The sequence below is a fragment of the Chryseobacterium sp. OV279 genome, from assembly GCF_900128945.1.
In the GTDB taxonomy this organism is placed as follows: domain Bacteria; phylum Bacteroidota; class Bacteroidia; order Flavobacteriales; family Weeksellaceae; genus Chryseobacterium.
This window is the reverse complement of sequence record NZ_FQUD01000005.1, coordinates 174,591-195,044: the sequence shown is the minus strand read 5'-3', so window position 1 is coordinate 195,044 and position 20,454 is coordinate 174,591. Positions and strand designations below refer to the sequence as shown.

16 protein-coding genes are annotated in these 20,454 nt (G+C 39.6%); 6 read left to right on the top strand and 10 right to left on the bottom strand.

Translation table 11 applies throughout. From position 1 onward, the window contains the following. The gene (locus BUA72_RS22265; protein ID WP_072925287.1) at nucleotides 1–2,256 is read left to right on the top strand and encodes a type IX secretion system anionic LPS delivery protein PorZ; all 2,256 of its coding nucleotides are present in this window, start codon (nucleotides 1–3) and stop codon (nucleotides 2,254–2,256) included. Next, nucleotides 2,256–2,942 carry a DNA repair protein RecO gene (recO, locus tag BUA72_RS22260; RefSeq protein WP_072925284.1) on the top strand — a complete coding sequence of 229 codons (687 nt, stop codon included), beginning with the start codon at nucleotides 2,256–2,258 and terminating at the stop codon, nucleotides 2,940–2,942. Before BUA72_RS22265 ends, recO begins: the two co-directional genes overlap by 1 nt. Nucleotides 2,943–2,989: 47 nt before the next feature. Here recO and BUA72_RS22255 read toward each other — a convergent pair whose 3' ends face one another. The 4 genes from BUA72_RS22255 to BUA72_RS22240 form a co-directional block, all read right to left on the bottom strand. Further along, on the bottom strand, nucleotides 2,990–5,650 hold the full coding sequence (locus BUA72_RS22255; protein ID WP_072925281.1) for an MGH1-like glycoside hydrolase domain-containing protein: 2,661 nt from the start codon (nucleotides 5,648–5,650) through the stop codon (nucleotides 2,990–2,992). Between the two features lie 191 nt (nucleotides 5,651–5,841). Then, nucleotides 5,842–6,651, bottom strand: a complete 810-nt coding sequence (locus BUA72_RS22250; RefSeq protein WP_072925278.1) for a glucose 1-dehydrogenase — start codon at nucleotides 6,649–6,651, stop codon at nucleotides 5,842–5,844. A 73-nt stretch (nucleotides 6,652–6,724) separates the two neighbouring features. Next, entirely contained in the window at nucleotides 6,725–7,198 is a 474-nt protein-coding gene (locus BUA72_RS22245) for a GNAT family N-acetyltransferase (protein ID WP_072925275.1), read from the bottom strand. 5 nt (nucleotides 7,199–7,203) lie between these two features. Further along, on the bottom strand, nucleotides 7,204–7,821 hold the full coding sequence (locus BUA72_RS22240) for a DUF1684 domain-containing protein (protein ID WP_072925272.1): 618 nt from the start codon (nucleotides 7,819–7,821) through the stop codon (nucleotides 7,204–7,206). A gap of 134 nt (nucleotides 7,822–7,955) precedes the next feature. On the opposite strand from BUA72_RS22240, the gene BUA72_RS22235 reads away from it, so the two are divergent. Then, on the top strand, nucleotides 7,956–9,539 hold the full coding sequence (locus tag BUA72_RS22235; RefSeq protein WP_072925270.1) for a GMC family oxidoreductase N-terminal domain-containing protein: 1,584 nt from the start codon (nucleotides 7,956–7,958) through the stop codon (nucleotides 9,537–9,539). Here the strand turns inward: BUA72_RS22235 and BUA72_RS22230 are convergent. The 3 genes from BUA72_RS22230 to mqo form a co-directional block, all read right to left on the bottom strand. Further along, entirely contained in the window at nucleotides 9,536–10,408 is an 873-nt protein-coding gene (locus tag BUA72_RS22230) for an AadS family aminoglycoside 6-adenylyltransferase (protein ID WP_072925268.1), read from the bottom strand. The genes BUA72_RS22235 and BUA72_RS22230 overlap by 4 nt on opposite strands. A 9-nt stretch (nucleotides 10,409–10,417) precedes the next feature. Continuing rightward, complete coding sequence (locus BUA72_RS22225) at nucleotides 10,418–10,825, bottom strand: hypothetical protein (protein ID WP_048508693.1); 408 nt, start codon at nucleotides 10,823–10,825, stop codon at nucleotides 10,418–10,420. A gap of 212 nt (nucleotides 10,826–11,037) precedes the next feature. Next, nucleotides 11,038–12,543: a malate dehydrogenase (quinone) gene (gene mqo, locus BUA72_RS22220; RefSeq protein WP_034727331.1), complete on the bottom strand. Its 1,506-nt coding sequence runs from the start codon at nucleotides 12,541–12,543 to the stop codon at nucleotides 11,038–11,040. Nucleotides 12,544–12,900: 357 nt separating this feature from the next. Between mqo and BUA72_RS22215 the strand changes: the two genes are divergently transcribed. Both BUA72_RS22215 and BUA72_RS22210 read left to right on the top strand, forming a co-directional pair. Continuing rightward, complete coding sequence (locus BUA72_RS22215; RefSeq protein WP_072925265.1) at nucleotides 12,901–14,298, top strand: aminopeptidase P family protein; 1,398 nt, start codon at nucleotides 12,901–12,903, stop codon at nucleotides 14,296–14,298. Nucleotides 14,299–14,460: 162 nt separating this feature from the next. Continuing rightward, the gene (locus BUA72_RS22210) at nucleotides 14,461–15,363 is read left to right on the top strand and encodes an AraC family transcriptional regulator (RefSeq protein WP_072925263.1); all 903 of its coding nucleotides are present in this window, start codon (nucleotides 14,461–14,463) and stop codon (nucleotides 15,361–15,363) included. A gap of 69 nt (nucleotides 15,364–15,432) precedes the next feature. Here the strand turns inward: BUA72_RS22210 and BUA72_RS22205 are convergent, their stop codons facing one another. Further along, nucleotides 15,433–16,473, bottom strand: coding sequence for an NAD(P)H-dependent glycerol-3-phosphate dehydrogenase (locus BUA72_RS22205; RefSeq protein ID WP_052202538.1), 1,041 nt, complete (start codon nucleotides 16,471–16,473; stop codon nucleotides 15,433–15,435). A gap of 226 nt (nucleotides 16,474–16,699) precedes the next feature. On the opposite strand from BUA72_RS22205, the gene BUA72_RS22200 reads away from it, so the two are divergent. Then, nucleotides 16,700–17,728 (top strand): M23 family metallopeptidase, encoded by a 1,029-nt coding sequence (locus BUA72_RS22200; RefSeq protein ID WP_083544272.1) that lies wholly within the window; start codon nucleotides 16,700–16,702, stop codon nucleotides 17,726–17,728. Between the two features lie 285 nt (nucleotides 17,729–18,013). Here the strand turns inward: BUA72_RS22200 and BUA72_RS22195 are convergent, their stop codons facing one another. Together BUA72_RS22195 and BUA72_RS22190 are read right to left on the bottom strand one after the other, a co-directional pair. Beyond that, the gene (locus tag BUA72_RS22195) at nucleotides 18,014–19,114 is read right to left on the bottom strand and encodes an alkene reductase (protein WP_072925260.1); all 1,101 of its coding nucleotides are present in this window, start codon (nucleotides 19,112–19,114) and stop codon (nucleotides 18,014–18,016) included. Nucleotides 19,115–19,278: 164 nt separating this feature from the next. Further along, entirely contained in the window at nucleotides 19,279–20,454 is a 1,176-nt protein-coding gene (locus BUA72_RS22190) for an MBL fold metallo-hydrolase (protein ID WP_072925257.1), read from the bottom strand.

The window sequence follows — 20,454 nt, the reverse complement described above, 5'->3', positions numbered from 1 at the left end:
ATGAAAAAACTCTCTTTAATCTCTCTGGGTATTTTAGCATCCCTGCAATTCATAGATGCACAGGTCATTTCATCAAAAAAATGGACGGATCTTTTTTCCTATAATAATGTCCTGGCCATGAAGGAGGACAACGGGAAGATAATTGCAGCTACAGAAAACGGACTGTTCTACTATACCATCGCAACCGGAGAAGTGACCAAACTGTCAAAAGCCAATGGTCTCCATGATGTCAGCATCACTGCATTCGACTATAATCCACAGACTAAAGTAGGAGTTATAGGATATGCGAACGGTTCTTTAGACATCGTTACTCCGCAGGAGATTAAATACGTTGTTGATATTCCTATTGCTACCGGTTATAACGGGAGCAAAAAGGTCAACCATATTTCTATTACGGGAGATCAGGCAGTAGTATCTGTAGGATATGGCCTGTCTATATTCAATCTGAAAAAACTGGAATTCGGAGATTCTGCCTTCTTTATGACCGGCGGCCTCTATGAAGCCAGTAATGAAGCAACAATTTTTGGAAACAAAGTCTATTCTGTAACCAATAGCGGTCTGAAAAGCCACGAAATGAACATTACATTTCCGGTGTTCTCTACATGGACGACGGAAATACCCGGATCATTTAAACATATTGATGCCGAAGCTTCATCAATGATTTATTCTTCTGCTACCTCTGCATTCATCTATAATAATGGTACAGGAACCCCGCTTCCTGCTTCTTTTGGGAATATCAGGGATATTGTTTTAACCTCAAACAACATCGTTGTAACGGACAGCAGAATTTATACATTTGGCTTAAACGGAATATCTTTAAATGCAGTAAGTTTAGGAGAAGAATGTAATACTGCTATAACAACAGGCAGTGGAAAAATATATGGCGGAACTCTATTATCAGGAATAAAAGATGAAGCAAGTACAACTTATAAACCTTCAGGTCCTTATTTAAATTCTGCCTACAAGATCAATCTGTATGATAATAACCAGATGCTGGTATCATCCGGAGCCAGAATAAACAGATTTAATCACGTTGCATTAAATCCCAAAAACCCCGGATTTTATTATTTTAACGGATCAGAATGGATATATTCTTCCTTTTTTGTAGGAAATACGACAACTCGATTCAATGTCTTGGATGCCGTTGTGAACCCTACTGACCCCAACGAAGTTTTCTTTACCAATTATTTAGGAACTGCAGGAGGAGAAGGAGTCTACAGAATGAAGTATAATGCAACCAATAAAGATTTCGAATTTGTGAAATATTATACGGGAACGTTCCGTCCTGTAGGTTTTGCATCAGACAACCAGAATAATCTTTTCGTATCCATCGCATTCAATGGTGGTAACCCAACGATTTGGATTTATGATAAAGCAGCCGATAATTTTCTATTAAAAAAAGTAGTATTAAGCAGCGACGGGATACAAAAGCCTGTAGTCTATGAAAATATGTTATGGATTCCTCTTCCGAGAACCAATAACTTCCTGGTATACGACTATAAAAATGCACTTAACCTTTCTGACGATACCGAATATATATTAAAAGATACGAATGGTTTCGCAGGAAATTCCAAAGGAACATTATCGGTAGCATTTGACAAATCCGGAGATGCCTGGATTGGCACAGACAGTGGTTTGAGAATACTACCCAATGCTGCTGCAGAAATAAAAACTCCGGAGCCGAAAGTAGAGCCTATCATTATAGAACAGGGCGGACTTGGAGAAGAACTTTTCAGAGACGGTCAGATCCTTCAGGTAGAAGTAGATGCCGGAAATTACAAATGGGTTTCTGTAGACGGAGGTGGTGTATATTATCTTTCGGCAGACGGTCAGCAGACCATCAAGCACTTTACAAAAGAAAACTCGCCTCTTCCTACCAATTCTGTAACCGATATCAAGGTGGACAAGAAAACAGGAAAGGTATATTTTGCAACCTTCAATGGTATCGTAGCTTATCAGGGTGATGTAGGAGATGTAACTTCCAATTTCGGAAATGTAGTGGTTTATCCTAATCCTGTAGTCTATTCCAACTTTAAAGGAAAAGTAACGATAAAAGGACTTGCAGAAAAAACAAATATCAGAATCACTGATGCGGCAGGAAATGTCATACACTCTGCCGTAGCCAGAGGAGGTTATTATGAATGGGACCTTACCAATCAAAAAGGAACCAGAGTAGCTTCAGGTATGTATTTCGTACTGATGACTAATGAAGACGGATCGGATAAAGCTACCGCAAAAATAGGTGTGGTCAATTAATGAATTCACAAAACGGATTTTTATTATCTTTTATAAAATACGGCGAAAATGATGCAGTTCTGCATTGTTTTACAGAGGAGGACGGCTTTCAGACTTATTTCGTAAAGGGGATTTATTCCAAAAGAAATAGAAAGAAAGCCCTGCTTCAGCCTTTGAGCATGCTCAGCTTTACCATTAATCCCACGAGAGGCAACGGAATTCCTTCCATTTCAACATTTGAACTGGTGAAAAGCCATGATATGTATATGGATATCAAAGCCAATACCGTCATATTCTTTATCTCAGATTTCCTGAATCAGGTTTTAAGACACGAAAATAAAAATCCCGGTCTCTTCTTCAGTATTGATCAATTTATTGATGAGCTGAACGGTAAGAATTATCAGTGTCATCTTCTTTTTTTAATTACGATACTCAAAATTCAGGGTGTAGCTCCTTTGATCACCGACGGGCCATATTTAGATCCGGAGACCGGAACGTTTTCTATGGTTTCTACTCATCATCTGTTTACTGAAGAAATTTCAGCCATCTGGAAGACAGCGCTGTATTCTGACAACCTCTACACGACAAAGATTCCCAACGCTTTAAGAAAAGATTTTCTGGACAGCCTTCTCGTTTACTATCAGTATCATATTACAGATTTTAAAATCCCGACATCGCTGGAAGTTATTCAGCAGATCTTTGAGTAGTTTGAGACCCTAAAAGTAACTCCCATCTTCCCTCTTCCATCACCCAACTATTCACTCTTCACTTCTCCCGGCATTTCCGTTTCAGACTCCGCTATTTCTTTTTTGGAGAATCTTGGCTGCAGAATTTTTGCAATCAAACCCGTCCATCCCGTTTGGTGGGAAGCTCCTACTCCTCTCCCATTATCGCCATGGAAATATTCGTAAAATAAAATATAGTCTTTAAAATCAGGATCGGTTTGAAATCTTTCGTATTGGCCGTTCACCGGGCGTTTTCCGTTTTCATCCTTTAAAAATATCTTAGATAGTCTTTTGCTTAAAGAATCTGCAATCTGATCCAGGTTGGAATAATTTCCGCTTCCCGTAGGATATTCCACCATAAAATCCGGACTGTAATAGAAGAAAAACCGCTGAAGGCTTTCAATAATCAGGAAATTAATCGGAAACCAGATCGGCCCGCGCCAATTGCTGTTTCCTCCGAAAAGACCACTGTCACTTTCAGCAGGCGTATATTTTACGCAGTAATCCGTTCCGTTTAAATTTAGTGTGTACGGATTATTTTCATACTCTTTGGACAAAGCCCGAACGCCATAATCGCTTAGGAATTCCTCAGGATTCAGCATTCTTTTCAAAAGCCTCTTTAATCTGTGTCCGCGAAGCAATGACAAAAGGTGCTTGGAGTCCTGCCCTTTTACCTCCCATCTCGATACAAGTGAGGCCAGTTCCGGCTTATTGTCAAGAACCCATTTCATTCTTTTTTTGAAATTGGGAAGCTTCTCGATCATCTCGTCATCAATGACCTCAACGGCAAACATCGGAATAAGTCCAACGATGGTTCGCAGTCTCAAATACATATGATCACCGTCGCTGGAAGCAATGGCATCATAGAAAAATTCATCTTCCTGGTCCCAAAGACTGAATTCCTCATCACCCATATTATCCAGTGAATTGGCAATAGAAAGGAAGTGCTCAAAAAACTTCATGGCCATTTCTTCGTACACATTATTGTAAAGAGCCAGTTCAAGCGCAATTCTCATCATATTCAGGGCAAACATGGCCATCCAGCTTGTTCCGTCCGACTGTTCCAGCTGCTCACCATTCGGAAGCGTGGTGTTTCGGTCAAAAACACCGATATTATCGAGTCCTAAAAAGCCTCCTTCAAAAATATTATTGCCGTTGCTGTCTTTTTTATTCACCCACCATGTAAAATTCATGAGCAGTTTTTGAAAAGCACTTTCAAGAAATTCAAGATCAGGCTTTCCATTGATATATTCATCAATCTTAAATACTCTGAAAACAGCCCAGCCATGAACCGGAGGATTCACATCGCTAAAGTTCCATTCATAGGCGGGAAGCTGACCGTTGGGATGCATATACCATTCAAACAGGAAAAGTTTCAGCTGATGTTTTGCAAAATCAGGATCGATTAATGAGAAGCTGATCGTATGAAACGCCAGATCCCATGTCGCATACCAGGGATATTCCCATTTATCGGGCATTGAAATGATATGTTCATTGTTCAGATGCTTCCACTCATAATTCCTGATCTTCTCCCTTGATTTGGGTGGTGGCATTTCTGCAGGATCGCCTTTCAGCCATTTTTCTACATTGTAATGATAAAACATTTTATTCCACAGCATCCCCGCAAAAGCCTGTCGCTGAACTAGCTTTTCATCCTCCGTGTTTATTCCCTCCTGAATTTCAGCATAAAACTCATCGGCTTCTTTTTTTCTCAGTTCGACAACCTCATCAAAGTCAGCAAACGGTGCCTTCAAATCTTTATCCGTCATCCTGAATTCAAAAGTTTTGGATTCTCCGGCTTTCAGAAGTTCATCAATGAAAAAAGAAGCTTTTGTTCCGGTACCTTTTGGATTAACTGCCTGAGAATTTCCTTTAATGACAAAATCATTGATCCCGTCTTTGCAGTATTTTGATTCATTTGCAGATTGATACAGCCTTTCAATATTGGTTTCGTTGTTACAGAACAATGTTTTTGAAGACTGCTTTGCATAGATATTTCTGATGGTAAGATCTTTATGGCTGATCTCAATACGTTCCGCATCTTCGCTGTCCAGTTGCGGTTTGTAGTCGTCATATCCCCAATTCCACGTATTCCTGAACCAAACCGTTGGTAATATTACAATCGGAGCTTCTTTTTCAGATTTATTGATGACCGTAAGTTTAATCAACATATCATGCTCGCTTACTTTAGCATATTCTATAAACAGATCGAAATATTCATTCTGATCGAAGATTCCGGTATCGATCAACTCATATTCAGGTTCAGCCTTACTTCTTTCTGCATTGGTTTTTAAAAGATCTTCATACGGAAAAGCATTCTGTGGATATTTGTACAGCATTTTCATATAAGAATGCGTAGGCGTGGAATCCAGATAGTAGAAATATTCCTTCACATCTTCACCGTGATTTCCTTGTCCGTTGGTGAGGCCAAAGAAACGTTCTTTGACCATTTTATCTTTCTTATTCCAGAATCCTATGGAAAAGACCAGTTTCTGGAAATCATCACAGATTCCACAAATTCCTTCCTCACCCCAACGGTAAGTTTTGGCTTCTGCCGTATCATGATTGGTATAATTCCAGGCATCCCCGTTGGCACTGTAATCCTCACGGACGAGCCCCCATTCGCGGTTGCTGACGTAGGGTCCCCATTTTTTCCATGCAAGATCTGAAAGTCTTTGTTTTTCGGACATGTGTTTGTTTTTTTGTAAAATGTATTGATGAATAGAGACAAGAATAAAGAGAAAAGAGTAATGACATCAGATTTCAGACATCAGATGTCAGATTTCAGATTTCAGACTATTAAAACAGAACATCATCTAGGAACTAGAAACTAGCAACCTGTAACTCTAAAACTCTCATACTCTAAAACCCCAAAACTCGCTTACCCTCCCGTAGAAAAGCTCTCGAAAGTCGTCATTCCGCCATCAACAAAAATGCTGGTTCCGGTGATGTAGTCTGCGAGGTCACTTGCGATGAAAGCGGCTAAATTTCCGATATCCTGTGGCTGTCCTATTCTGTTGTATGGGATAAGGTTCAGTAATGAATTCAATGCTTCCGGAGTGCTCCATGCATCTTTATTGATGGGCGTTTGAATAGCACCGGGACAAATAGAATTGACGCGGATCTTATTGGCTCCGTATTCCTGTGCAAGCGTCTGCATCAGCATTCTGACAGCCCCTTTGCTGGAAGCATAATTCGCGTGGCCGGCCCATGGGATGATTTCGTGAACAGAACTGATATGGATGATTTTTCCACAGGCAATGGAACGGGATGGATCTATACCTCTGCGCAGAAACTCTTTGATGGCTTCACGGGCGCAGAGAAACTGTCCGGTAAGATTCACGCCTAAGACCGCATTCCATTGGTCGATGGTCATTTCTGTAAATTTTGCGTCCTTCTGAATTCCGGCATTATTGATTAAAATATCTACGGTTCCGAATTGTGAAACGGTATCCTGAAACATTTGGATCACCTGATCTTCTTTGGAAACATCACATTGGTACGTGATTCCTTTTCCACCAGCATCTGTAATTTCTTTTAAAACAGCTTTCGCCTCATCGGTTGATCTTTCCGAAGAATGATTGACAATTACCGTAGCACCGGCATCTGCCAGAGATTTTGCGATTCCTGAACCTATTCCGCTGGATGCTCCTGTAACGACAGCTACCTGATTGCGAAGTGATATTTCCATATTTTATTATTTGATGTTACTCAAAGTTATGGAAACAATTCACCAGGATGGAATTTTTAAATTTAAAATTTTCTTAAAGTTTTTTGTACATCAGATATTGCGGACCGCTTCTTCCCATTCTGCTTTTACCATCATACGCATATCCTGTTTTCAAATAAAGATGATAGGCTGAAAGATTTTTCTGATTGACTGCAAGAACAATTTCATCACAGTCAGGAAAGGTTTTCTTCACAAACTCATCAACGATCTGCATGGCTTCTTTTCCAATCCCTCTTCCCTGTAAGGCTGGGTTTATGGATAAGGATCTCAACAATGCCGATTGAGTATTATCCGTCAGTTCGAATTTATCATCTCCAAAATCAAGGACGAAAAATCCGGCAGGTTCGTCATCTTCAAAAACAGTAACGGAAAAAGCCTTGGAATCATTTCTCTCACTGATCCTATTCAAAGCCTGTTCTGCGGTTGACGTATACTGCTGTTGATTTTCATCCAGGGCATAATTAAGCGCGGAGAAATCTTCCTGTTTAAAAAGTTCTAATCTGACCATATTTTTTAATGATGATAAATATCCTGATACATCACACCCGCTCTGATCTCTACCGGAAGTTTGTTTTCTTCAGGAACGATCGGACAATTGTAATCGTAAGCGTTATAGGCGCAATAGGGTTGATAAGATTGGTTGAAATCCAGAACGATGGTGTTTCCTTTCGGTATTTTCAGATCCATATATTTTCCGCCTCCGTATGTGTCTTTTTCGTTCGTCGCATCACGGAAGGGAAGAAAAAGATGGTCTTTATATTTTTCCTGCTTGATCAGGTCGAGACTTTGGTAAAGCGTCAGTGTATAAGGTTTTCCATCCAGTTCAAATGTTGCTTTTCCATATTCACGGTAAGATTTGGTTTTACCGGAAGAAGTAGGTAGATCAAAGGGTTGCGGATTTTCTGTTTTGGTAAATTGAGCAGTCACTCTGTATTTTAGATCAACCGGAAAGAAGGGATGTTCTTTAAAATGGGTAAAATTGTCTCCGCGTAAAGGCGTTTCCTTCGGGTTAAGATATTCTGCATTGAGTTCTTTCTGAAATTTCTTGATCTCCACAATCTCTTTTGAAGCCTTTTTCTGGGCAAACATAAACAATGGAGACAGCAGAAGTATGATTAAGTATTTTTTCATGAATGCTTCAAATTATAAGTAAAACTATGAATTTTTCATGGCATGAAAAGTTAAAATTGTAATAAAAACACACAATCTGTTTTAAATAATTCCTGGTCCATATTCTTTAGCATATTTTTTGACCCACTGAGCACATGGACAGAAAGAAATTCATTAAAACAGGCATTCTCGCTGGAGCGGGTTTTTATTTCCTCAACACGGATTTGTTTAAGGCGATGCAGCCCAAAACCGGTCTGCAGGAAAAAGAAATCACCGATGCTCCCATCCTGATCATCGGAAGCGGATACGGAGGTGCTGTTTCTGCCCTGCGTCTTTGTGAAGCCGGAAAAAAAGTGGTGATGCTGGAAATGGGGCTCAACTGGGAAAAATCCGGAATTCCATTTTCCAATATGCTGAAACCCGGAAAAAGTGCAGCGTGGCTGAAAAAGAAAACGATTGCTCCGTTTATGAATATTTTTTCTTTAACGCCTTTTACCGGAACACTGGACCGAATGGATTTTGAGCACATCAATATCTGGGTAGGAAGAGGTGTTGGTGGCGGTTCTCTGGTCAATGGCGGAATGGCCGTGACTCCTAAGGAAAGCTATTTTAAGGAAGTTTTTCCTGATCTTGATGCTAATAAATTCTACAATACTTATTTCCCGTTAGTCCATAAAGAATTAAAAGTGAATGTCATTGGCGAACAGTTTTTAAAAGACTGTCCTTATTATAAATTTACCCGGGTTGGTGAGGCAGAAGCCCATAAAGCTGGCTTTAAAACCATACGGGTTCCGAATGTCTACGACTTTCAATACATGGAGAAGGAATATAAAAATGAAGTTCCCCGCTCGGCTTTCAATACGGAAGTCATCTATGGAAATAATCATGGTAAAAACAGCCTGGATAAAACCTATCTCAAAAAAGCCCTGGAGACCGGAAATCTAGAAATTCTGGATCTTCACTGTGTGGACAATATCAAACTTAATGAGGATAAAACCTACACTCTAAATGTTCAGCAAACGGATACTTCCGGAGCTGTGGTTGCTGATAAAGTATTCAACTGTAAAAAACTGATTCTCGCCGCAGGAACGATGGGAACTTTGAAACTGCTTTTAAAATCCAATGCTGTCAATAATTTCCCGATTCATGAACAGATTGGAAAAAGCTGGGGAAACAATGGCAATTTCATGACCGGTAGAAATTGGGTGAAACCTCTGTCAGGCGGAACCGGCGCCAAACAATCAACAATTCCCGTGGGTGGTATTGATAACTGGGAAGATAAAGAACATCCGTTTTTCACAGAGATTGCTCCCCTTCCGATGGGAATGGATGTGGCTACAGCCTTATATCTGCTGATCAACCGGGTGGATAAAAAAGGAGAAGTTTCCTATGATGTTAATTCACAAAAACTCAGTCTGAACTGGGATCAAAGCAATACTGCGAAAATGAGGGAGAATGCCGATTATTTCATCAAAAAGATGAACCGGGCGAATGGCGGGACGAGAAGTCACTTTCTGTTCAATAACGGTTTCGGGGCAGATGTGTGCTATCATCCTCTGGGAGGTTGTGTATTGGGTAAAGCAACTAATGAGTATGGGAAATTAAATAAGCACGATAATCTATATGTTTTGGATGGCTCTTTAATTCCGGGAACTATTGGAGTCAATCCGTTTGTCACCATTACAGCTATCGCAGAATACTGTATTGAAAACTTAATCCAACAGAATGAATTTGCCTAAGGTTGAGGCATGGATTTCACTTCATCCAGGTATTTCCTGATATCATTTTCCAGTTTCTGAGGATATTCGAAATGAAGTTTTTCAGCTAAAGCTGTCCCGAGTTCATGAACCAGATCCGCAAAAGCGTACATTGCACGCCAGTTGTCCTCTATTTCACTTGCTGAGAAAGTAGCTTCTACTTTTGTCCAGAGTTCCGCCGACAGATGCTTTTTGAAAAGGCGGCCATGTTTATTGGTCGTTATATTATTCCAGTCGTGGAAGCTGGCGATATACCATTCGATGAGAGGAACCAGATAATCTGTCCTGATCACATCTTCGGACATGAATTTAGCATAAAAAAGATCACCGCGTTTAAGACATTTGGCCACATAAGTTGTATCCCACCAAAAATCATTCATCAGTTGACGGAACTTTTGCTCTGTCGGCCGATGGATCATAATGGATTGATAGGTTGGCGGTTTCAAATCCTTAGTCAGGTTGTCTTTATCCACCAAAACTTTATACCCCACATCCCAATCCTCGGGAAGAGTTTCTGCCTGAACCTCTTTTATAAATTCTGATGTTTGATACAGTTTAAAATCAACCTTCACATGATCGGTATACAGCACCATTTTCATCGCGTGTTTCCCATCAAAATAAGTCTCATCTTCTTCCACCATGGAAATAGGTTCGCCAAAAAGAGAGAGCCATTCTTTATCGGTCACATATTCCTGCAAATTTTCAAAGACCAGTTCTACATCCAAGTCGCTGAAATCATCTACAGGTGCATAAGGATTCACGAGCGAACTGGTCAGCAGCGCAACACGGATGTCGGGATTATTTTCTGCCCAACGGATGATCTGTTCCAGTTTTTCTTCCCGCGCTTTCATGGTTTTCTGTTAATAAGATTCTGATATTTTCACCCGATAGACATCAAGAGAATTTCTTTTAATAGATTCCACAAAAAATCCACCTTCTTCAGGAATCACTTCTTTCAGATCAAAGCTTTTACAGTCTCTCGGCAATCCGGAAAAGACTAAGGTAAACCAAAAATCCTGCATAAACGGTACAGCCGTCCAGTTGGGATAGATGGTAATATTTTCAGCATGAATCAGCTTACTTTTATGCTCAGACTGATTGTCCAAAAGATAAGTGGAATTCCAGATCCTGATCAGGTTTCCTAAAAACGGTGATGCCGGAAAACAGCAGTGTACAATGACCTGCTTCTCCTCTTCTATTTTAGTTTGAAGGGATTCCAGCAGTTCTTTAGCAATAATGGGTTTTACGAGTATTTCTTCAACCTCCATAAATGATGAGTAATAGGTAATGAGCGATGAGTAATGGTGAATGGGTCAATTTTGCTTCGCAAGTCAATTGTCAATGGTGAATTTTTCAATTCTATTTGTAAAATTCACTATTCACATGACAATCGTGAATTTTGAATTTTGTATTCTGAATTTCTAAACATGCCGTTCAGAATTCACCATTCACTTGCAAAGCAAAATTCACCATTCACTATTTAATATTCCAGTTCCAGTTTTTCTTTTGTATAATTTCTCACTTTCTCAGTAAGTTCGGCATTGTGGGCTAATTTCTGACCATAAGAAGGGACTATTTCCAGCAGTTTATCTTTCCACTCGCCCTGCAGTTTTTCAGGGAAGCATTTTTCAAGAACGTTCAGCATGGCATACACCGCAGTGGATGCACCCGGAGAAGCTCCCAACAGTGAAGCGATAGTTCCGTTTTTATTCACCACCACTTCGGTTCCGAATTCCAGTTTTCCACCATCTTTTTCATCTTTTTTGATGATCTGTACCCTCTGTCCGGCTACTTTCAGTTCCCAGTCTTCTTCGTTGGCATCTTTGATAAATTCTCTCAGATGCTGCATTCTCTGGGATTTTGTCATGGCTACCTGCTGGATAAGGTATTTCGTCAGAGGAAGATTATGCCACCAGGCTCCAAATAATGATCTTAAATTTTTTGTATTAACGCTTTCCGGCAAATCCAGATAACTTCCTTCTTTCAGGAATTTTGTAGAAAATCCCGCAAAAGGTCCGAAAAGAAGTGCTTTCTTACCATCAATAATTCTAAGGTCTAAGTGAGGAACTGACATCGGCGGCGCGTCTACAGTGGCCTGAGTATATACTTTAGCATGATGTTTTTCTACCAACTCCTGATTATGACTTACCAGCCATTGTCCGGAAACAGGAAAACCTCCATAACCTTCACTTTCTTTGATATCTGAACTGTCCAAAAGAGGAAGCGCATAACCGCCGGCACCGATGAATACAAAATCAGCGACTACTTCCTGTTTGTGATTGTGGATCCTGTCTTTAACCTTCATTTCCCACTTTCCGTCTTCTCTCGGATCAACGTCTTTTACTTCGTGGTACAGGAAAACCTCAACATTGGAATCTTCCAGCAAATGTCTTCCCATTTTTCTGGTTAATGTTCCGAAATTGACATCGGTCCCCATATCCATTTTGGTAGCCGCCATCACTTCAGACTGATTTCTTTTGCTCATCACCAATGGAAGCCATTCTCTGAGCTGCTCATGATCCATAGAATATTCCATCCCGGAAAACAAAACGGAGTCTGCCATTTTCTCATGACGCTTTCTAAGATATTCAGCATCTTTTTCACCGAACACAAGGCTCATATGCGGACATGAATTGATAAAATCTTTAGGATCCTGAACATATCCTTTGGTTACCAAATACGCCCAGAATTGTTTTGACATTTCAAACTGTTCAGCGATGCTTTCCGCCTTGGTAATATCTACAGTTCCGTCTGGTTTTTCAGGAGTATAATTGAGTTCACAAAAAGCCGAATGCCCGGTCCCGGCATTGTTCCAGGCTGCTGTACTTTCTTTCGCAAACCTTCCAAGCCTTTCGAATATGGCGATTTCCAGATTGGGATCAAATTCGTGAAGCAGTGTTGCTAAAGTGGCGCTCATGATTCCGCCGCCTATCAGTACAACGTCATATTTTGGTTTCGGTGTTCTGCTTGTAAGCGAGTGTGGCATAATTCTAAAATTTACATCAAATTTCGGGAAAAGTTTTATAAGTATGGATGGGTTTAACGATTTTAACACGTTAATTTTTATTGTTAAAACAGTTTCCAAACAGGCAAAAAAATTCTATGGATACGGTCTATGCTCTCCTATCGAAACAAGCAATCAAATCATTCATTGGTTTCCAGAAAAGACCATCTACAAGCCATTTTAAAATTTTGCAAAAATCAGGGAGTTATCAGCCAAAATATAGGTTAACTTTAATATCTTAGCTTATAATTTGCCTATATTACCCATATTTTAACCATTCACCTTTACAGGGTTTAATGAATAATCAATTTTGGGGATATTTGCTTAATACTTAATGATATGTTTGAAAAGAAAGTGTACCTGCAACGACGTGCTGCCTTACAATCGAAATTAAATTCCGGGATATTGCTCTTTTTGGGTAATGAAGACAGCCCGATGAATTTTAAAGATAATATCTATCATTTCAGGCAGGACAGTACTTTTTTGTATTATTTTGGAATTAATGATCCTTCACTAGCCGCTATCATCGATCTTGATGAAGATGAAACTATTCTCTTCGGAAATGAAATGAGTATTGATGATATTGTGTGGATGGGCAGACAGAAAACATTAGCCGAAAAAAGTGTTGATTCCGGTTTGTCAAAAATTCTTCCGTTGGATCAGCTCGAAACCTATCTCAAAAAATATCAGGAGAAAAACCGTCCCGTTCATTTTTTACCACCTTACCGTCCTGAAAATATCATTAAACTGACGAATTGGTTTAACGTTCCTACCAATCAAATGAAAGAACGTGCATCATTAAGTTTCATAAAAGCCGTTGTCGCACAGCGTTCAATCAAATCAGCTGAGGAAATTGCAGAATTAGACCGTGCAGCATCGATGTCAGCGGATATTCACTTAATGGTCATGCAACAGGCAAAACCAGGAATGTACGAGCGTGAACTTGCCGCTAAAATACAAAGTGAAGCACTCGCTTCAGGAGGAAATCTGGCTTATCCGGTGATCTTAACGGTTCAGGGGGAAATTCTCCACAATCATTATTATGGCAATCAGCTTAAGGAAGGACAATTGGTTTTAAATGATTCCGGAGTGGAAACCGCTTTAGGATATGCCGGCGATCTTACCCGTACTTTTCCTGTGGGCAAGACATTCAGCGCTGAACAAAAAGATGTGTATGATATTGTACTGAATGCCTACCATCATGCTAAAGATTTATTAGCCCCCGGTGTTAGATATCTGGATGTGCATCTGGCTTCGTGCAAAATGCTGGCACAGGGATTAAAAGACATCGGTCTGATGAAAGGGAATATTGATGATGCCGTACAGGCTGGTGCTCATGCAATGTTTTTTCAATGTGGTACAGGTCATATGATGGGCCTGGATGTCCATGACATGGAAGATTTAGGGGAACAATACGTAGGTTATACGGATGATCTCATTAAAAATACAACCCAGTTTGGTCTTAAATCTTTAAGGCTGGGCAAAGAACTGGAAGCAGGTTATGTACTAACCGTTGAACCTGGAATTTACATCATTCCTGAACTTATCGACCGTTGGAAAGCATCCAATGAGTTTGCTGAATATATCAATTACGATAAACTGGAAACATTCAGAAACTTCAGCGGCATCAGAGTGGAAGATGATTTCCTGATTACCGAAAGCGGAAGCAGAATGTTGGGTAAGCATCTGGCCTTAACTACTGAAGAAATCGAAGCAATTAGAACGGAGGCTTACTAAAAAGATCTTTTTATCAGAGGTATTATCGTCATTTAGAACTTTTTTCTAAAGATTTTTTCAAATATTATCAAACTATAGCATGATTTTAACCCAATTAAATATCCATGCTGTATTTTTAGGTTAATATTATTAATTTCGCTTAAGTTAATTAGTCAAATTAATATGAAAGTACTGCCATTTACGATTCTTGTACCTCAGGACAAAAGTGTGATATCGGAGTATATTGAGCTCCCTTATTTTTACCAGTATCTTCACAGGCACGATGAATGGCAGATTACCTATATAGAAAGCGGTGAAGGAACACTCATTGCCGGTAATGATATGCATACCTTCCGTTCGGGAGATCTTTTTGTGATTGGTGCCAAGCTTCCTCATTTATTTAAAAGTAATCCGGAATATTTTTCTACTGACAGCAATAAGGTGATCAAGGCCTGCACTGTTTATTTCAACCCCAATGGTGTTCTCGCTCCTTTGTTCGGCCTGCCAGAAATGAAGATGGCCAGTGTTTTTTTGAACAAGAATAAGCACGGTTTTAAAGTTCCCTCCAGCGTTGCAGAAGATGTAATCCCACAAATATTTATGGTTCATCAGGCAACGGGTATTGATGTATTATTAAGTTTTGTGAAACTGATGAATACCTTACAAGATCTGAATGAAAATATAGAATTGCTCTGTTCCGACCTGTATTCATCCAATTTCAGCGAAAATGAAGGAATGCGGCTGAGCAAAATAATTAATTTTATTACGGATAATTATAGTAATCCTATCTCTCTGGAAGATGTTGCCAACACTGCTTTTATGACGCCACAGGCTTTTTGCAGATATTTCAAGAAACATACAGGCCATACCTTTATTTCTTTTCTGAATGAAGTCAGGGTTAATGCGGCATGTAAAAGTCTTATTGCGGGAGAAAAAGCGGACTGTATTTCAGGAGTGGCCTACAAAGCCGGATTCAACAGTATTACGAATTTCAACAGGGTATTTAAAAGTATTATCGGGCAGTCTCCAAAATCTTATATTGAGACCTACAACAGTGTGAGCAGGGTAAATCATGTGGATTATTAACAGAAAAAACCGCCATTATACTAAATGACGGTTAATTATTTTTTAAACTGTGTTAAACCCAGATTCTGTTTAATTCAGTTTTGCTGTTAATTTTTTAAACTGCTTTTCCGCATTCTTGCCTTCATAAAGAATGGCGTAAACGGTATCAATGATCGGAAGTTTCAGATGTTTCTGCTTAGCCGTTTTATAGATTGAATCTGCTGCATAATACCCTTCTGCCACCATGTTCATAGACTGGATTGCCGATTTTACGGTATATCCTTTTCCGATAAGATTTCCTAAGCTTCGGTTTCTGGAGAAAAGAGAATAGGCTGTTACCAGAAGGTCACCCAGATAAGCACTTTCGTTCACATCTCTTGGAGCTTCGTATACCGCTTCCAGGAAAATTTCCATTTCACGGATGGCATTGGAAACAAAAACGGCAGTGAAGTTATCTCCGTAGCCAAGTCCGCTTGCTATTCCCGCTCCGATCGCGAAAATATTTTTAAGAATCGCACTATACTCATTTCCTAAAATATCTTTGCTGGAATGTACTTTGATAAAATCTGAACCGAAAATTCCTGTCAGTTTATCTGCTGTTTCATCCTCTACGGCAGCCACGGTAAGATAAGAAAGTCTTTCCATAGCAACTTCTTCTGCGTGACATGGTCCTGCAATAACGGCCTGGTTTCTGAAACCAATTTTAAATTCGTCTCTTAAATAATGCGCTACCACATCATTCACTTTAGGAATAATCCCTTTAATTGCAGAAACAAAAATTTTGTCTCCGTATTCACAGGTCATTTTATCCATCGTATCCGACAGGTAAATGGAAGGTGTGGCCAGTACAATCACATCGCAGGCGCTCACCAGTTCGTTGATATCTGTGGTAAGTTTTAGACTTTTAAGATTAAAATTAACGGCTGTAAGATAAGACGGGTTGTGCCCGCGGAGTTCAATAGCTCCTTTTACGAATTCACTTCTTACACACCAGTGCACCACTTTACAGTTTTCAACCAGCATTTTTACGATAGCGGTTGCAAAACTTCCGCTTCCTACTACTCCTACAGAAATATCGTTTTTATTCTTTTTTGGATGAGAAGATTCTGAAATTATTTTCTTTTTAGCCATAATTGGAATGTGAACTGCAAATATATTAAAACAAAGGCGGAACAAGGACTTTGGGGCTATGATAAAAACCACTTTCTGAAAAAATTAACACTTCAACACAATTAAATATCTAATTAGACGTTAAATACAGAAAAAACTAAGTTTAATTTAAAAATATGCCTCAAATAGTATTTTTAATTAAATTTGCAGGCTTAAAACCGTTTTGTAATTTACTAAGAGAAGAAATATGAAGAAATTTCTAAACAGCAGGAAGAACGTGAATATTCTCCTTGGAGGACTTTTGCTAGTAGTTTTTGCACAGGCTGTCTTTATCGCTAGGTTATTTTCGAAGAAAGATGACAAGATGTATGAAGTAAACCTCGTCAAAATAAACACTGAAAAAGACAGTGTAGATTATTTAAAAATGAAAACTGATCTCACCATGGTAGATCAGACTGTGGCAGAACTGAATTCGTTCCTGAAATCCAAAAACATCACAGATCAGAAACTGATGATCCTCGCCAAAGACAGTATCTCCAATTCTGTATATCTGGCAAAACAGGCCAACCGCTACAGCCAGTACTTAATGAATCTCCAAAAAAAGCTGATGGAAGTTCCCCTGGGAATGCCTACCGATGGATACATCTCTTCTAATTTCGGCATCAGAAAAAATCCAATTCCTTTTAAAACCGTATTTGCTTCTGTAAAGCCCAGTGCCGCAGAATCCAAACCTGTGGCTGCTGCCGCACCAAAACCGGAAGTAAAAGCTGAACCTGTTGAAAAAATCATTGAATTAACGGACAGCTACGGTAATAAAAGAGAAGTAAAAGTAATGGTCACTCCGAAAGCGGCACCTGCTGCTCCGGCACCATCTCCAGCTGCTGCTTCAACGAAAGCTGTAGCAGGAAATACCTCGGCGAAAGCACCGATGGAAAAGAACAATCCACCTGCTGAAGCAGATCAGATGCAGTTCCACAAAGGACTGGACATTGCAGTGGCTTACGGCTCAGATGTAAGAGCTGCCGCCGCAGGAACCGTTATTTTCTCAGGCCAGAAAGGCGGTTACGGAAACTGTGTCATTGTTTCTCACGGAAACGGACTGGCTACCCTTTACGGTCACCTTTCGCAACTGGTTTCAAAAGTAAATGAGAAAGTAAAAGTAGGACAGGTTATTGCCAAATCCGGCAACTCCGGACGTTCTACAGGCCCGCACCTTCACTACGAAGTACACAAAAACAATACACCGGTCAATCCGAAACTGTTTATGAATTTATAAAAAAATGGCTGTCTGTTGGACGGCCATTTTTATGTAATATTATCAAAAGAAAATCTGTGTATTCTGAGAAATCCGTGGGAGATTCTATGGGGAAAAATATTTTATAAGACAATTTTTTTAAACCATTAAGATCCTATAAAGCTTTTAAGAATATTAAGCTGAGCTCCGCTTTAAGCAGTGTTGACTTAAAAATCTATTTGATTTTCCTTAATGAAACTTAATCCCTTCCCTATTCTTAATGTTTCAAATTAAGAATATGTTAATCTATTAAATTCAACTAGAATGTCAGAATAGCGCGGGATAATCTGTGTATCCTCTCGCATCTCCTCCACCGAAAAGGGTATGCGGATCGCTGATCTCATTCAGGGCAGCATTCTGTCGGACTCTTTCCGGATAGTCAGGATTGGTGAGAAATTTTCTTCCGAAGCCGATCAGATCTACCAGATTCTGCTCCAACAGCTCTTCGCCTTCAGACGGCGTTTTGTTTCCTGTAGCAATGATTGTATTTCTGAATTTATACCTCAGCTCTTTTCTGAACAGATATGGAATTTGAGGAGCATCATCCCAATCAGCTTCACATAAATGAATATAGGCAATTCCCAAATCATTAAGTTTTTCGGCTGCCAGCATGATGGTTTCAAGTATTTCTGGATCATCCATATCTTTAAATTTAATGAATGGGGAAAGTCTTACTCCTGTTCTTTCTTTACCCACCGTTTTAATCACGGCTTCGGTCACTTCAATCAAAAACCTGAGCCTGTTTTCTATACTTCCTCCATATTCATCGGTTCTTATATTAGAATTACCGCGTAGAAACTGGTCGATGAGATAACCATTGGCTCCATGAATTTCTACTCCGTCAAAACCAGCATCTACTGCATTTTTTGCACCTGTTGCGAAATCATGGATAGTCTGATCTATCTCTGCTTTTGTCATTGCTTTAGGTTCCTCTACCGGAATAAAGGTAGCATCACCATTAGGTGCACCGTCAAAAATATAAACATTGGTATTACCCGCGATAAGAGCCGATGGAGCCAAAGGTTGCAGCCCATTGATTCTGGAAGAGGATACTCTGCCTACATGCCATAGCTGTAAAAACATTTGCCCTCCTTTCCCTTGCACAGCTTTGGTAACTTTTTTCCAGCCTTCCACCTGTTCTTTGGTATAAATACCCGGAGTTCTGGCATATCCCATCCCCTGAAGAGAAATCTGGGTAGCTTCAGAGATGATAAGGCCTGCAGAAGCACGTTGCCCATAATATTCTGCCATGAGGTCATTGGGAATCTCATCCGGATCTGAAGAACGGCTGCGGGTCATTGGAGCCATTACAAATCTGTTATCTAACTGGATATCATTTAAATGATACGATTGAAATAATTTTTTCATACTATAATTTTTTTATTATCTGTCCTTAATTACACATACAAAATTATAGTAAAGACCAGGCTTATTAATTGTAAAAAATCATTCCATATTGGTAAAAATCAATGATGCCTATAATGAATTTTGATCATAAAAAAACTGCTGTCGTTGGGCAGCAGTTTTATATATTATTTCAGAATTGTAAGCGTTCCTTTCAGATGCGTAAATGATCCGTTAGGTTCTGCAATATTGGTATAAATGATATTCTTGTTATAATCCTGAATGTGGGTAATGTTTGAACCCAGCTTTGGTTCGTGCCAGTACACCATAAAGATATTCTTGGCTACCTCTGTTACGGTATACTGTACCGTATCTGTATTGCCTTTTACATTTCCGGAAACGCCTGTGAAGGACATTTCTTTATTGTTTTTGAAGTCCAGAATGAATTTAAATGTTCCGAAATCAGCTTCCACTTTGTTGCCAATTGGCGGATAAGGTGACTTCAGGTCCCAGTTGATTTCTCCAAAGAAAACTTTCGCTCCCATTTCCAGTTCATCTTTTCCGTGAAGATCAGGATATTGTTTCACCATAAAATCTACAACACCTGAAGATGTTTTGTTTTCAGTGACTGCCCTTTTATAGTTTTCCAGATAGTTTTTAACGAAATCCAGAGACTGTGGAGACAGCGATAATTTTGCAAAATGGGAAGGAACAACCTGTTCAGGCTTTAATGCCTTCATCACATCAATCTGTCCGATCCACTGATCAATTGTCTTGATATTCTGTGTATCTGCCATCCAGATGTGAGAATCTACGGAAACAGAAATACCGCCGGCCACTGTTTTTAAAGATGGAATCCACACAAAACTGTGAGCAGGATCTTCAGCATTTTGCTTAATTTCAATTTTATTTCCTTCCAAATCTGGAATGGCATTAGCAGCTTCCGGAACAATGATCGATGAAGGAGCATCATCTTTCAGCTGTGGTTTCCATACCGCCATTTTTTCATCTTTTGAAGCAGAAATCAGGTACGCGGTTTGGACAGTGGAAATGATTTTTACATTGGGAAATGCTTTTTTAATCACATCCAGTCCGAAATAAAAATCCGGGTCACTGTGAGAAATAAAAACGGTCTTCAGATTTTTTCCCGTTGCTTTAATTTCCTTCACCAACTGTTCCGCATACTGCTTCTGAAACTGGGCATCGATAAGCACAGCATCTTTATCTCCGTAAATAATAGTTGAAGTAATTGGAAAAATGGCTTTAGGGCCGGGATTGTATACTTTGATCTTCAAATTCCCTGCAAACATGATACTTACCAGTCCCAGCACTGCTGCCAGTGATAATAATTTCTTTTTTAACAT